The 14124-nt window shown below is 76.7% G+C and carries 11 protein-coding genes; 4 read left to right on the top strand and 7 right to left on the bottom strand.

What is annotated here, in order from left to right; all coding sequences use genetic code 11:
• Positions 1 to 73: 73 nt before the first annotated feature.
• On the top strand, positions 74 to 1018 hold the full coding sequence (locus tag Q0789_RS00435; protein ID WP_298801233.1) for a hypothetical protein: 945 nt from the start codon (positions 74 to 76) through the stop codon (positions 1016 to 1018).
• A gap of 44 nt (positions 1019 to 1062) precedes the next feature.
• On the opposite strand, the gene Q0789_RS00430 is transcribed toward Q0789_RS00435, so the two are convergent.
• The gene (locus Q0789_RS00430) at positions 1063 to 2196 is read right to left on the bottom strand and encodes an alkene reductase (protein ID WP_298801232.1); all 1134 of its coding nucleotides are present in this window, start codon (positions 2194 to 2196) and stop codon (positions 1063 to 1065) included.
• Between the two features lie 175 nt (positions 2197 to 2371).
• Between Q0789_RS00430 and Q0789_RS00425 the strand changes: the two genes are divergently transcribed.
• The 3 genes from Q0789_RS00425 to Q0789_RS00415 all read left to right on the top strand — a co-directional run bounded on the left by Q0789_RS00425 (position 2372) and on the right by Q0789_RS00415 (position 5619).
• Positions 2372 to 3157 (top strand): SDR family oxidoreductase, encoded by a 786-nt coding sequence (locus tag Q0789_RS00425; protein WP_298801231.1) that lies wholly within the window; start codon positions 2372 to 2374, stop codon positions 3155 to 3157.
• A gap of 31 nt (positions 3158 to 3188) precedes the next feature.
• Positions 3189 to 4259 carry a Gfo/Idh/MocA family oxidoreductase gene (locus Q0789_RS00420; RefSeq protein WP_298801230.1) on the top strand — a complete coding sequence of 357 codons (1071 nt, stop codon included), beginning with the start codon at positions 3189 to 3191 and terminating at the stop codon, positions 4257 to 4259.
• 142 nt (positions 4260 to 4401) lie between these two features.
• The gene (locus Q0789_RS00415; protein WP_298801229.1) at positions 4402 to 5619 is read left to right on the top strand and encodes a phytanoyl-CoA dioxygenase family protein; all 1218 of its coding nucleotides are present in this window, start codon (positions 4402 to 4404) and stop codon (positions 5617 to 5619) included.
• Positions 5620 to 5626: 7 nt separating this feature from the next.
• Here the strand turns inward: Q0789_RS00415 and Q0789_RS00410 are convergent, their stop codons facing one another.
• From Q0789_RS00410 to Q0789_RS00385, 6 genes are all read right to left on the bottom strand, one after another.
• On the bottom strand, positions 5627 to 6835 hold the full coding sequence (locus tag Q0789_RS00410; protein WP_298801228.1) for a uroporphyrinogen-III synthase: 1209 nt from the start codon (positions 6833 to 6835) through the stop codon (positions 5627 to 5629).
• A 78-nt stretch (positions 6836 to 6913) separates the two neighbouring features.
• Complete coding sequence (locus tag Q0789_RS00405; RefSeq protein ID WP_298801227.1) at positions 6914 to 7315, bottom strand: Rieske 2Fe-2S domain-containing protein; 402 nt, start codon at positions 7313 to 7315, stop codon at positions 6914 to 6916.
• Positions 7312 to 10008 (bottom strand): nitrite reductase large subunit NirB, encoded by a 2697-nt coding sequence (nirB, locus tag Q0789_RS00400; RefSeq protein WP_298801226.1) that lies wholly within the window; start codon positions 10006 to 10008, stop codon positions 7312 to 7314. The genes Q0789_RS00405 and nirB overlap by 4 nt, the downstream gene beginning before the upstream one ends.
• A complete protein-coding gene (locus Q0789_RS00395; protein WP_298801225.1) occupies positions 10008 to 10355 on the bottom strand; it encodes a molybdopterin oxidoreductase in 348 nt (115 codons plus the stop codon). The genes nirB and Q0789_RS00395 overlap by 1 nt, the downstream gene beginning before the upstream one ends.
• Positions 10352 to 12559 carry a molybdopterin oxidoreductase family protein gene (locus Q0789_RS00390; protein ID WP_366917587.1) on the bottom strand — a complete coding sequence of 736 codons (2208 nt, stop codon included), beginning with the start codon at positions 12557 to 12559 and terminating at the stop codon, positions 10352 to 10354. Before Q0789_RS00390 ends, Q0789_RS00395 begins: the two co-directional genes overlap by 4 nt.
• Positions 12560 to 12702: 143 nt before the next feature.
• The gene (locus Q0789_RS00385) at positions 12703 to 14070 is read right to left on the bottom strand and encodes an MFS transporter (RefSeq protein WP_298801223.1); all 1368 of its coding nucleotides are present in this window, start codon (positions 14068 to 14070) and stop codon (positions 12703 to 12705) included.
• Positions 14071 to 14124: the final 54 nt, after the last annotated feature.

Raw genomic sequence — 14124 nt, 5'->3', positions numbered from 1 at the left:
TCACGCTCGTGGACGACTTCCGCTGTCCACAGCCCCTCAGCGCGGGCCTCGCCGTCCCGGGCAGCCTCGCGGGGTGCGGATGGACGCCCTGCCCGGCCCTCTCGCCGAGCTCGCGCGGGTGCAGGAGGGCTGCCTCGGCCGGTCGCAGCTGCGGCGCCACGGCGTCGGGCCCGACGTCGTGAGGCGGCGCGTCGGGGGCGGGCGGTGGCAGCGGGTCGGGCCGCGCGTCGTCGCGCTGCACGCCGGGCCGCTGCCCGCACCGGCGCAGCGGTGGGCTGCGCTGCTCCACGCCGGTCCCGGCGCCTGCCTCGGGGCGTGGACGGCGCTGGCGGTCCACGGGCTCGAAGGCTGGGACCGCGACGACGTCCACGTCGTCGTCGCGCGAGGCCGGTCGCGCGGTGAGCCGCTGGCGGGGTCCGCGCTGCACCTCAGCCACCGCTGGCGCGAGGAGGACGTCACCGAGCGCGGCGGCGTGCGGCTGCACCGCGTCGAGCGCGCCGCCGTGGACGCCGCGGCGTGGTCCGCGGGCGAGCGGACGGCGTGCGGCCTCCTCGCCGCCGTCGTCCAGCAGCGGCTGACGACGCCGGCGCGACTGGCCGCCGCGCTCGAGGGCGTGGGCCCCGTCCGCCACCGCGGCGCGCTCGTCGCCGTCCTGGCGGACCTGGCCGGCGGGTCGCAGGCGATGTCCGAGGTCGACCTCGCGGCGCTCTGCCGGCGGCACCGGCTGCCCCCGCCCGTGCGCCAGGCCGTGCGCGTGGACGGCGTCGGGCGGCGGCGCTACCTCGACGCCGAGTGGCAGCTCGCCGACGGCCGGCGGGTGCTCCTGGAGGTCGACGGCGTCGGCCACCTCGACCCGCGCCGCTGGTACGACGACCTGCTGCGCGCCGCCGAGGTCAGCCGGCCCGGCGAGACGGTCCTGCGCCTGCCGGCACTCGCGCTGCGGCTCGACGAGGCGCGCGTCGTCGCGCTCCTGCGCGCCCACCTGGACCCCGACAGCGGGAGTCGTCCACGAGCGTGACCGTGCACGGTCACGCTCGTGGACGACTTCCGAGCCGCCTCCCGTCAGGCGGTGAGGCGCGGGTAGTCCGTGTAGCCCTCGGCGGTCGTGCCGTAGAAGGTCGAGGGGTCGGGCTCGTTCTCGCCGGCCCCGGCGCGCCAGCGCTCGACGAGGTCGGGGTTGGCGATGAGCGCGCGCCCGACGGCGACGGCGTCGGCGTGGGTCGCGTCCACGAGGGCGGACGCCGACTCGCGCGTCGTCGGCGTGCTGAACCCGCGGTTCGCGACGAGAGGCATCCCGGAGCGGCGGCGCAGGTCCTGCGTGAGCTCGTCGGTGGGGTCGGCCCGCAGGACGCTCAGGTAGGCGAGGCCGAGCGGGGCGAGGCCGTCGACGAGCGCGCCGTAGGTCGCGGCGACGTCGTCGGCGTCCGCCTCGGGGATCCCCTGGACGCCGTGCGCCGGCGAGATGCGGATGCCGACGCGACCCGGGCCCACCTCGGCGGCGACCGCCCGGGCGACCTCGACGACGAGCCGGGCGCGCGCCTGCGGGCTGCCGCCGTAGGCGTCGGTGCGGTGGTTGGTGTCGGGCGCGAGGAACTCGTGGAGCAGGTAGCCGTTGGCGCTGTGCAGCTCGACGCCGTCAAGGCCGGCGTCGACGGCGCGGCGCGCGGCGGCCACGTGGTCGGCGACGACCTGCTGGACCTCCTCGGTCGTCAGCGCGTGCGGCTCGGCGTAGGCCACCTTGCCCTGCGGGGTGTGCGCCTCCCCCTCGAGCACGACGGCGCTCGGGGCGACGACGCGGTCGGTGCCGGTCGTGGCCGGGTGCGCCACGCGCCCCGCGTGCATGACCTGCATGACGAGGAGCCCGCCCCGCGCGTGGACGGCGTCCGCGACGCGGCGCCAGCCGGCGGCCTGCTCGTCGGTGACGATCCCGGGCTGGCCCGGGTAGCCGCGGCCCTCCCGGGTCGGGTAGGTGCCCTCGGTGATGATGAGCCCGGCGCTGGCGCGCTGGGCGTAGTGCTCGACGAGGAGGTCGCCCGGCACGCCGTCCTCCCCCGCGCGGGTGCGCGTGAGCGGCGCCATGACGACGCGGTTGCGCAGGTGCAGGTCCCCCAGGACCACCGGGGTGAAGAGCTGGCGGGGGTCGGTGCCGGAGGCGTCGTCGGCCGGTGCCTGCGGGGTGTCGGTGCGGGTGCTCACGGGGCTGCCTCTCGCGTCGCGGGCCGGGCCTCGCCCGGCGGTACGCCGGGGCAACCGCGCGCCGCGCCCCGCTGTTCCAGCGTTCAACCGGCCGGAGGTGCACCCGGACGCCGCGGCGGGGCAGCATCCGCGGCGACGCCGGCGCCCGGGGCCGGTCGCGGAGGGAGGAGCGCTCGTGGGGCTGCTGGACGGCAAGGTCGTGCTCGTGAGCGGCGGCACGCAGGGCGTGGGCGCCGGGGTCGCGCTGGCCGCGGCGCGCGAGGGGGCGGACGTCGTCGTCACCGGGCGCCGCCCGGACGTCGGCGCAGCGCTGCTGCCCCGGCTGCGCGAGCACCTCTCCCCCGGGCGGTCCGCGGAGTACGTGCGCGCCGACGTGGCGGACGTCGCCAGCGCGCAGGCGTCCGTGGCCGCCGTCGTCGAGCGCTTCGGACGCGTCGACTGCCTGTGCAACGCCGCCGGCCTCACGAGCCGGGGCACGCTGCTCGGGACGACGCCCGAGCTCTTCGACGAGCACGTGGCCGTGAACCTCCGCGGCCCCTTCTTCACCATGCAGGCCGCGGTGGCCGACATGGTGCGCCGCGGGGCGCCCGGCACCGTCGTCAACGTGACGAGCACCTCGGCGCACGGCGGGCAGCCCTACCTGGCGCCGTACGTGGCGACGAAGGCGGGCCTCGTCGGCGCGACGCGCAACGCCGCGCACGCGCACCGGGTCGACCGGGTGCGGGTCAACGCGCTCAACATCGGCTGGACCGACACCGAGGGCGAGGACGCGACCCAGCGCGCCTTCCACGGCGCGGGGGACGACTGGCGCGAGCGCGCGGCGAGCGCCCTGCCGATGGGGCGGCTCGGCCGCGTCGACGAGATCGCCGACCTCGTCGTGCTCCTGCTCTCCGACCGCAGCGGCGTCGTCACCGGCTCGGTCGTCGACTGGGACCAGAACGTCCTCGGCGGGTTGGACTGAGGCGCCCGCGCCGGCGGGACAGGATGGCGCGGTGACCCCCGCGCCCGAGCCCACGACCTCCGGCCCCCTGAGCACGGCCGGCGCGCCCCTGCGCCTCGGCGTGCTCGGCGCCGCCCGCATCACCGAGGAGGCCCTCACCGAGCCTGCGCGGCGCACGGGGCACCGGCTCGTCGCCGTCGCCGCGCGCGACCGGGCGCGCGCGCAGGGCCTGGCCGACCGCGCGGGCGTCGAGCGCGTGCACGGCTCCTACGCGGAGCTGCTCGCCGACGACGACGTCGAGGTCGTCTACGACCCGCTGCCCAACGCCCTGCACGGCACCTGGAACCTCGCGGCCGTGCGCGCGGGCCGGCACGTGCTCACGGAGAAGCCGTCGACCGCGTGCGCGGCCGACGCGCGCGCCGTCCGCGACGCCGCGGCCGCCGCGGGCGTCCATGTGGTCGAGGCCTTCCACCACCTGCACCACCCCGTGCACCGGCGCCTCGTCGAGCTGCTGGCCTCGGGCGAGCTCGGGGAGCTGCGGCGCGTGGAGGTCGACATGCTCGTGCCGGCGCCCGGCGACGACGACCCCCGCTGGTCGCTCGAGCTCGGCGGCGGGGCGCTCATGGACCTCGGCTGCTACGGCCTGCGGACGCTGCGGGAGCTCGCGCCGCTCGTCGGCGGCGAGCCGGTCGTCACGGGAGCCCGCGCCGTCGAGCACCCCGACCACCCGGGCGTCGACGCCGAGCTCGTCGCCGACCTCGCCCTCCCCTCCGGCGCCACGGCGGTCGTGCGCAGCCGCATGGGCGGCGACGACGTCGTCTTCTCCTGCCGCCTCGTCGGCAGCCGCGGCGAGGCCACGGCGCCCTGCTTCGTCAAGCCGCAGTGGGACGACCGGGTCGTCGTCCGCGTCGGCGACGACGAGCGCACCGAGCACCTCGGGACGCGCTCGTCCTACGACCACCAGCTCGACGCGCTGACGCGGCTGCTGCGGCAGGGCCCCTCCGCGCAGGGCCCCTCCCCGCAGGACCCCGACCTCGGCGCCGACGACGCCGTGGCGACGATGGAGCTCGTCGACGCCTGCTACGCGGCGGCGGGGCTCGGCGCCCGGCCGGCCGTGCTCTGACGCGGGCCACCGCCACGAGCCCCCGTCCCCGTCCCCCGCGCCCGACCGGCCTCGTCGTCCGGGGCGCCCGGGGCGGGGCTACCGTCCTCCCGTCGCGCCAGGACGACGTCCCGGCCCGGGCCGCACGAGAGGACACCCCGCCATGAGCGCTCCCACCACCACCTCCTCCGGCGCCGCGTCGCCCGACCGCGCCCCGCGCCCGGTGTGGTTCACCGCGGACGACTGCCGCCTCGAGGACTTCCGGGCCCTCGTCGAGGTCGAGACCGACCTGGGCGCCTACCCGTACGCCGACGCCGTCGAGCAGGGAGTGCTCGTCTACGGGCCGCGGCTGGCCGAGCACGTGGGCACGCCGGAGGGCCGCCGCGACGTGCAGGCCGAGCTGGCGCGGGCGCTCTCGGAGGGGCCCGGGATCGTCGTCCTGCGCGGCGCCGTGGCCCCGGACGTCGTCGACCGGGCCACCGAGGTCTTCACGGCGATGATCGCCGACCAGCACGCGGCCGGCGTCGCGGGCGGCGACCACTTCGCCAAGCCCGGCGCCAACGACCGCGTGTGGGGCGCCGCGGACAAGCTCGCCGTCCGCGACCCCGAGGTCTTCGCCGACTACTACGCGAGCGACGCCCTCGCGCTCGTGTGCGAGGCCTGGCTCGGCCGCGGCTACCAGGTGACGAGCCAGGTCAACGTCGTGAACCCCGGCGGGCAGGCGCAGACGGCGCACCGCGACTACCACCTCGGCTTCATGTCGCAGGAGCAGGCGCTGGCCTACCCCGCGCACGTGCACGCCCTGTCGCCGCTCATGACGCTGCAGGGCGCCGTCGCCCACTGCGACATGCCCGTCGAGACGGGTCCGACGCTCTACCTCCCGCACTCCCACCAGCACCCGGCCGGCTACGTGGCGTTCCACCAGCCGGATTTCCGCGCGTACTTCGACGACCACCGCGTGCAGCTGCCGCTGGAGAAGGGCGACGCGGCCTTCTTCAACCCGGCGGTCTTCCACGGCGCCGGCACCAACCGGACGACCGACGTGCGGCGCATGGCGAACCTGCTGCAGGTCTCCTCCGCCTTCGGGCGGGCCATGGAGTCGGTGGACCGCACGGCCATGAGCGAGGCGCTCTTCCCCGTGCTGGTGCGCCGCTGGGCCGAGGGGGACGACGAGCGCGCGCTGCGCAACGTCGTCGCGGCGTCCTCGGAGGGCTACGCCTTCCCCACGAACCTCGACGCCGACCAGCCGGTGGGCGGCATGGCGCCGCAGAGCCAGGCCGGGCTCGTGCTCCAGGCCCTCGAGGAGGGCTGGGACGTCGAGCGGGTCGTCGAGGCGCTGCGCGCGCAGGAGGCCCGGCGGCCCTCGCGCCCCCGCGGCTGAGGGGGCGTCAGGCCGCCTGGACGCGGTAGCCGCGCTTGACGACGGTGCGGACGACGCCGTCGGGCAGGACGGCGCGCACCCGGCCGACGGCCACGTCGACGGCGTGGTCGTCCGTGGCGGACGGCAGGGCCGCGAGGAGGTCGGCGCGCGGCACGACGCCGCCGCCCGCCGCCGCGAGGCGGGCGAGGACGGCGAGGGGCCCCGGCGCCATCTCGAGCACGCGGCCGTCGAGCACGGCGGCGCGAGCGCGGACGACGAGCTCGCCCGCGGGCGTCGTCACACGGGCCCGCGGCTCGGTGACGAGGTGGTCGGAGAGCTCCCGCATGAGCGCCCCGAGGCGCCAGCGCGCGGGCACCAGCGGCTCGACGCCGGCGGCGCGCAGCGGCGCGGCCGTGACGTCGCCCACGGCGCAGGCGAGGACGCCGCCCTCCCGGGCGCCGGGCCGACCGGCCGCGAGCGCGGCGACGACCTCGTCCCGCACCCCCCGGGCCGCGGCGGCGTCGAGGAGCGCGACCGCCGCGGGGGCCGCGGTGAACGTCACGGCGTCGAGCGAGCGGGCGACGACGGCGTCGACGAGCCGGTCGACGGCGGCGGGGTCGCGCGGGGCGCGCCAGTGGTAGGGCGTCACCGTCCGCACGAGGGCACCGGCGTCGACGAGCGGCTGCAACTCCCCGAGGTCGGCGGCGCCGTGCATCTGCACGAGGACGGAGCGGCCCTCCACCCCCTCGGCGACGAGGTGCTCGACGGCCTCCGCCGTCTGCTCGCTGGCGGCGGTCCAGTGCTCGGGCAGCCCGGCCGCGCGCAGGGCACCGCGGGCCTTCGGCCCCCGCGCCACGACGTGCGCGCCCTGCAGCGCCGCGAGGAGGTCGTCGGCGAGCCCCGCCGCGTCGGCCGCCTCGACCCACGCGCGCATGCCGATCCCCGTGGTGGCCAGCAGGACCTGGGGCGGGTCCGCGACCGCCGACCGCGTGCCGGCGAGCAGGTCGTCGTCCTCGGTCACCGGGACGATGCGCATGGTCGGCGCGTGGACGACCTGCGCGCCGCGGCGGGTGAAGGTGCCGATGAGCTCGTCCGACCGGCGGTCGCTCGTCACCCCGACGGTCACGCCCACGAGCTGGGCCCGGTCGAGCCCGGGCCGCTCGAGACCGCTCCGCTCGAGCCCTTCCCGGTCGGAACGGGCCTCCGACGTGGCGGGATCGGGGTCGGACGGGCTCATGGCGGACCTCCGGCGTCGGTGCGCTCCGGTCGGTGACCGGTGCGCTCGGCGTGCCCGGCCATCATGACCGGCCCGGCGCTACCGCGGTGCCGCGCCGGCCAGGTCCGGGCGACCGCCGCCGAGCACGACGCGCACGCGCCCGTCGGCGACGACAGCGACGTGCGCGGCGACGTCGCGCTGGCCGCTGCACGAGCGGCCGGTCGCGAGCTCGAAGACGTTGAGGTGCAAGGGGCACACGACGACGCGGTCGTCCATCTGCCCGTCGGCCAGCGGCCCGCCGGAGTGGGGGCACACCGCGTCGAGCGCGGACAGGCGCCCGTCGCGGTGGCGGAAGACGGCGACCTGCCGCCCCTGGACGACGACGGCGCGCCCCTCCCCCACGGCGAAGTCCTCCAGCGGGCCGACGTCGACGCCCGCGGCGCCCGGCGCGCTCGTGGTGGACCTCGGAGCCGCCGTCGTCACGCCCGTCGCGGCGCTCACGCGTCGGCCCCCGCCGGGACGGGCTCTGCCGCGACGGGGACGGCCGCCGAGCTGCTGTGCGCGTCGGCCTGCAGCCCGCCCGGCGCGCCGGTCGGGCGGGACGGCACGAGCGGGAGCGGGACGAGCGGCAGCGCCGTGCGGAACTGCCCCGGCGTCCGGGGCTCGGCGCCCTCCGCCCACGGGTCGCGGTAGGCGCCCACGGACTCCTCCAGCGCCGCGTCGAGCTCGGCGACGAGGCCGTCGGAGTCCTCGAGCAGCACGGCCTGCAGCCGCTCGAGCCCCATGCGCGGCACGAAGTCGTACGTGCGCTCCAGCCAGTTGCCCCACTCGCGGTAGAGCTGCACGAAGCGGCCGGTCACCGTCATCACCTCGGCGGGGGACGACACAGTCGCCAGCAGGTCGCCCTTGCGCACGCTCGCGCCCGCGGCCCCGCCGACGTACACCTCCCAGCGCCCGGACCCGACGGCGACGACGCCGACGTCCTTGACGTAGGCCTCCGCGCAGTTCCGCGGGCACCCGACGACCGCCATCTTCAGCTTGGCGGGCGTCTCCAGGCCCTGGAAGCGGCTCTCCATGTCGATGCCCAGCTGGGTCGAGTCCCCCAGGCCGAAGCGGCAGAAGTCGGTGCCCACGCACGTCTTCACCGTGCGCATCGACTTGCCGTAGGCGTACCCCGACGGCATCCCGAGGTCGGCCCACACCGCGGGCAGGTCCTCCTTGCGGATGCCGAGGAGGTCGATGCGCTGGCCGCCGGTGACCTTGATCATGCCGACCTCGTACTTCTCGGCGACGTCCGCGATCTTCCGCAGCTGCTCGGGCGTCGTGACGCCGCCCTTCATCTGCGGGACGACGGAGAAGGTGCCGTCGCGCTGGATGTTCGCGTGGACGCGGTCGTTGATGAAGCGGCCGCCGCGCTCGTCGACGAACTCGTCGGGCCACAGCGTCCGCAGCAGCGAGGTGAGCCCCATGGTGCTCTTCGCGTCGTGCTCGCCGCCGGGCGCCAGCGCCGCGAAGACGGCGGAGACGCTCGTGAGGTGCTGCTCACGGATGGCGGCGACCAGCTCGTGCTTGCGCAGGGGGACGCCGGGCACGTACCAGTGCACCGAGGGGTCCTCCACGAGGGCGCCGTCCGCGGCCAGCTCGACGAGCTGGCCCACGAGCCCCTTGCAGGAGCCGCAGCCCTTGCCGGCGCGCGTGGCGTCCATGACGCCCTTGACGCTCGTGCAGCCGCCCGCGACGGCGCCCGTGATGGCGCCCTTGCTCACGCCGTTGCAGTTGCAGACCTGGGCGTCGTCGGGGAGCTCGGCGGCGCCCTGCTCCTCCCCGGCCGCGCCGAGGTCGAAGAGGAGCCGCAGCCGCTCCTCGGGCAGCGGCAGCTGGCGGTCGAAGGCCTGCTGCAGCACCGGCGTCCTGCGGACGTCGCCGACGAGCGTCGCGCCGACGAGGCGCCCGTCCCGGACGACGACCGACTGGTAGACGCCCTTGGAGGACTCGGAGAAGACGATGAGCTCGTCCTCGGCGCGCTCGGGCTCCGACAGGCCCATGGCCGCGACGTCCACGCCCGCGACCTTGAGCTTCGTGCACGTGCGCGAGCCGTGGTACTCGGCGCGGGGGTCCGCGCCGGTGAGCACGTCGGCCAGGACGGTCGCCTGCTCCCACAGCGGGGCGACGAGGCCGTAGACGACGCCGCGGTGCTGCACGCACTCGCCGACGGCGTAGACGCCGTCGGGTGCGCCACCGGCGGCCCCGCCGACCCCCGCGGCGCCCTCGGCGAGACCCGTGTCGACGCAGCGCATCTGGTCGTCGACGACGACCGCGCGCTCGACCGTGAGCCCGGCGCGCAGGGCGAGCTCGGCGTTGGGCGTGATCCCCGCGGTGAGCACGACCACGTCCGCCGGGACGTGGGTGCCGTCGGTGAGGACGACGCCGGTCGCCCGCTCGTCGCCCGTCACCGCGGTGGTGCGGGTCCCGGTGAGCACCGTGACGCCGAGCCCCTCGATCGAGCGGCGGAGCACGGCGCCGCCGGCCGCGTCGAGCTGCTGGTTCATGAGGTGCGCGGCGGAGTGGACCACCGTCACCTCGAGCCCGTGCTCGCGCAGGCCGTAGGCCGCCTCGAGGCCCAGCAGCCCGCCGCCGACGACGACGGCGCGCCGGTGGGCGCGGGCGTCGGCCAGCAGCTGCCGGGTGTCGTCGAGCCCCCGGAAGCCCTGGACGCCCGGCAGCAGGCTCCCGTCCGGGCGGCGGACGCCGTCCATGGGCGGGATCCGCGGCGAGCTGCCCGTCGCGAGCACGAGGACGTCGTAGGCCGTCGTCGCGCCGGTCGCGTCGACGACCTCCTTGGCGTGCACGTCGACGGAGGTGACGCGGACGCCGCAGCGCAGGTCGATCCCGTTGTCGGAGTACCACTCGCGCGGGTTGAGGACGATGCCCTCCTCGTCGTCCTCCCCCGCGAGGACGTGGCTGAGCATGATCCGGTTGTAGTTGCCGTACGGCTCGTCGCCGAAGACGGTGATGTCGAAGAGCTCACCGCCGCCGCGCTCGAGCAGCTCCTCGAGCGTGCGCGCGCCGGCCATGCCGTTGCCCACGACGACGAGGCGCCGCTTCCCGGGCGCTCCCCCGCGCCGGGGCGCCGGGACGTCGCCGAGCGCCGGGACGGCCGTCGCACCGGTGGTCGTCGTACGCTGCGGCGCCATCAGACCTCCACCAGCCCGAGGTCGAGGACGACCGAGCCGCTCACGCCCTCGGGCGCCGCCACCTGCAGCTCGAGCGTCTCGCCCGACTCGACGTCCTCGACGACCCGCAGCGGCACGTGGACGTCGCCCCGCGCCCCGACGGGGAAGTAGCGCATGGGCACGCCGTCGCGCAGCAGCACGACGACGACGAGCTCCCCGCTGGAGTTGCCGCCGCGGAAGTAGAGCACCTGGGCGCGCACGCCGTCCGGGACGACGTACGTGAGCGAGGCGTCGAGGGCCGAGGGCTTCTCGAGCCCGGACCCGGCGAAGGCGTGCACGCCCTGCAGGAAGCGGAAGGTGGAGCTCATGGGGTTCCCCCGTCGGTAGGGCTGGCTGAGGCGGTGGTACCGGCTGAGGCGGTGGTGCCGGCCGCGGCGGCGGTGCGGGTCGCGGCCGCGGCGGAGGTGCCGGGTGGTGGTTCGGCCCAGAGGTCGAGGTCGTCGGGCCCGCCGACGCGCTCGAGCCGGACGGCGCAGGCCTTGAACTCGGGCATCCGCGACGTCGGGTCGAGCCGGTGGTCGGTGAGGCTGTTGGCGCCCGAGAGCCCGGCCCAGTGGAAGGGGACGAAGATCGTGCCCCGCACGACCGCCTCGGTGACCCGCGCGCGGAAGACCGCTCTGCCACGCCGGGTCTCGAGCGCGACCAGGTCCCCGTCGGCGACGCCGTGACGGGCGGCGACGTCCGGGTGCAGCTCCGCCCGCGCGTCGGGGTCCGTGAGGAGCAGCTGGCGCACCCGGCGGGTCTGCGTGCCGGACTGGTACTGGCTCATGGTCCGGCCGGTGGTGAGCACGTACGGGTGGGCGTGGTCGGGCTGCTCGGCGCGCGGCCGGAAGTCGACGTGGACGAAGCGCGCCCGGCCGTCCGGCGTGGGGAAGCCGTCGAGGAACACCCGCGGCGTGCCGGGGTGCGGCGCGGTGTCGGGGTCGTCGCCGGCCGGCGCCGGGCAGGGCCAGAAGACGCCCTGCTCGGCGTCGAGGCGCTCGTAGGTGATGCCCGAGTAGTCGGCCCGTCCTCCGGCGCTGGCGCGGCGCAGCTCGGCGAAGACCTCCTCCGGGTCGGTGGGGAACCCGCGCTCGACGCCGAGCCGGTCGGCCAGCGCGCGCAGGATCACGAGGTCGTCGAGGACGCCCTCGGGCGGGTCGAGCGCTTTGCGGCGCAGGATGACCCGGCCCTCGAGGTTGGTCATCGTGCCGCCCTCCTCGGCCCACTGGGCCGTGGGGAGGACGACGTCGGCCAGCGCCGCCGTCTCGGAGAGGAAGAAGTCGACGACGACGAGCGCGTCGAGGGCGGCGAGCCGCGCGCGGACCCGGTCCCGGTCCGGCGCCGAGACGGCGACGTTCGAGGCGAGCACCAGCAGCGTGCGGACGCCGCCCTCGGTGCCGCAGCGGTCGAGCATCTCGAAGGCCGACAGGCCGGGCGCGGGGAGGTCGTCGGGATCGACGCCCCAGACCCCCGCGACGTGGGCCCGCGCGGCGGGGTCGGCGAGCATCCGGTACCCCGGCAGCTGGTCGGCCTTCATGCCGTGCTCCCGGCCGCCCTGGCCGTTGCCCTGGCCGGTCGTCGTCCCGAAGCCCGAGCCCGGCCGTCCCGGGAGGCCCAGCGCGAGCGCGAGGTTCGAGAAGCCCAGGACGGTGTCGGTGCCGCCGGCGTGCTGCTCGGCGCCGCGCGCCGACAGGATCACGGCGCGCTCGGCCCCGGCCAGGAGGTGGACGGCGCGCTCGAGGTCGGCCACCGGGACGCCGGTGGTCCGCTCGACCCGGTCGGGCCACCACCGGTTCGCCGCGGCCACCGCCGCGGCGAACCCCGTCGTCCGCTCGGCGACGTAGGCCTCGTCCACGAGGCCGTCGCGCCGCGCCACGTGGAGCATGCCCAGGGCCAGCGCGAGGTCCGTGCCGGGCACGGGGGCCAGGTGCAGGGTCGCGCCGGCCGCCGTCGCGGTGCGCCGCGGGTCGACGACGACGAGCGCGGCCCCGCGGGCGCGGGCGGCGTCGAGGTGCTGCATCGCCGGCGGCATGGTCGCCGCCGGGTTGCCGCCCACGAGCAGGAGCGCGTCCGCCTCCGCGAGGTCGGCGATCGGGAAGGGCAGCCCGCGGTCGACGCCGTAGGCCTGGTTCAGCGCGCCGGCGGCCGACGACATGCAGAAGCGGCCGTTGTAGTCGATGGCCGACGTCCGCAGCGCGACCCGGGCGAACTTGCCCAGCGCGTAGGCCTTCTCGTTGGTCATGCCGCCGCCGCCGAAGCAGCCGACGGCGTCGCGGCCGTACCGCTCCTGGCTGTCGCGGACCGCGGCGACGACGCGGTCGAGCGCCTCGTCCCAGGACGCCGGGCGCAGGGCGCTGGTGCGGTCCTCCGGCACCCCCCGCACGAGCGGGGTCAGCAGCCGGTCGGGGTGGTCGAGCAGCTCGGCCGCCGTCCAGCCCTTGGAGCACAGGCCGCCGCGGTTGGTCGGGAAGTCGTCGGGCTCGAGCTCCGCCGGACGACCGCCCGCCGTGAGGCGGATCCCGCACTGCAGGGAGCAGTACGGGCAGTGGGTCCGGGTCGTGCGGCGGACCTCCTCGGACCGCGCGCCGCCGGCCGGGCCGGTGCCCGCGAGGGGCAGCGCGGTCCGGCCGGCGGGCGAGGCGCCGGTGGTGACGAGGGTGGGGGCGGCCACGGTCAGATGCGCTCGCTGGTGCCCAGGGCGCCGCGACGGGCGTACACGGCCCAGGTCACGGCGATGCAGAGGACGTAGAAGCCGACGAAGGCCCACAGCGCCGGCTGCAGCGAGCCGAAGGCCTTCGAGGACTCGGCGAAGCCCCGGTTGATGAGGAAGCCGCCGTACGCCCCGATGCCCGCGGCGACGCCGATGCAGGCCGCGGTGATGCGCCGCTCGTAGAGGCCGGCCCCGACGTCCCCGTCGGCCACCCCGCGGCGGAAGACCGCCGGGATCATCCGGTAGACCGACCCGTTGCCGACGCCGCTCGCGACGAACAGCACCATGAAGGCGAGGAAGAAGAGGGTGACGCTGGCCATCCGCAGCGCGACGACGGCGCCGACGGCCCCGAGGGCGAGGACGGCGAAGGCGACGATGGACACGCGGGCGCCGCCGACGCGGTCCGAGAGGCGGCCGCCCCACGGGCGGGCCAGCGAGCCGATGAGGGCGCCGAGGAAGGCGATCGTCAGGGTGACGTCGGGGAACTGGCTCTTGAGCAGCGTCGGGAAGGCGGCGGCGTAGCCGATGAAGGAGCCGAAGGTCCCGATGTAGAGGAACGAGATGAGCCAGGTGTGCCGGTCGCTCAGCGCGGCGCGCCAGGCGGCGCCGTCCGAGCGGGCCTCCGCCAGGTTGTCCATGAACCGCCACGCACCGAGGGCGGCGAGGACGGCGAGCGGGATGATGAAGATCGCCGGCCGGGCCGTGGTGGCGGCGATCCCGGCGACGACGACGAAGGGCGTGACGGCCTGGATGACGGCCACGCCGATGTTGCCGCCCGCGGCGTTGAGCCCGAGGGCGGCGCCCTTCTCCCGCTGCGGGAAGAAGAAGTGGATGTTGCTCATCGACGACGCGAAGTTGCCACCGCCGACCCCGGCGGTCGCCGCGATGAGCAGCATGGCCCAGAAGGGCGTGCCGGGGTTGTAGGCCACGTAGGCCAGCCCGAGGCAGGGGACGACGAGCAGCAGCGCCGAGATGATGGTCCAGTTCCGGCCGCCGAAGCGGCCGACGGCGAAGGAGTACGGGAACCTCAGCGTCGCGCCCACGAGCACGGGCACCGCCGTCAGCCAGAGCTGCTGGTCCAGGGCGATGGCGTACCCCGCGGCCACGAGCACCGGCGTCGCGATGGACCAGAGCTGCCACACGGTGAAGCCGAGGAACTCCGCGCCGATGGACCACCACAGGTTCCGCCGCGCCATCCGCCGTCCACCGGCGGCCCACTGGGCCTGGTCCTCCGGGTCGAAGACGTCGACCCACCGCCCCGCGCGCGGGGCGTCGATGGTCCCGACGGGCCCACGGGGCTCCTGCTCGGTGCTCGGCGTCTGCACAGCCATGCCGGCCTCCTCGTCCTCGGCCGACCGGGTGACGGGCGAGCGCCGGTCACCCGG

Origin of the sequence: uncultured Pseudokineococcus sp., from assembly GCF_947499845.1 — a bacterium.
GTDB lineage: Bacteria > Actinomycetota > Actinomycetes > Actinomycetales > Quadrisphaeraceae > Pseudokineococcus.
The sequence above is the reverse complement of the archived record's forward strand: the minus strand, read 5'-3'. Positions and strand labels throughout refer to the sequence as shown.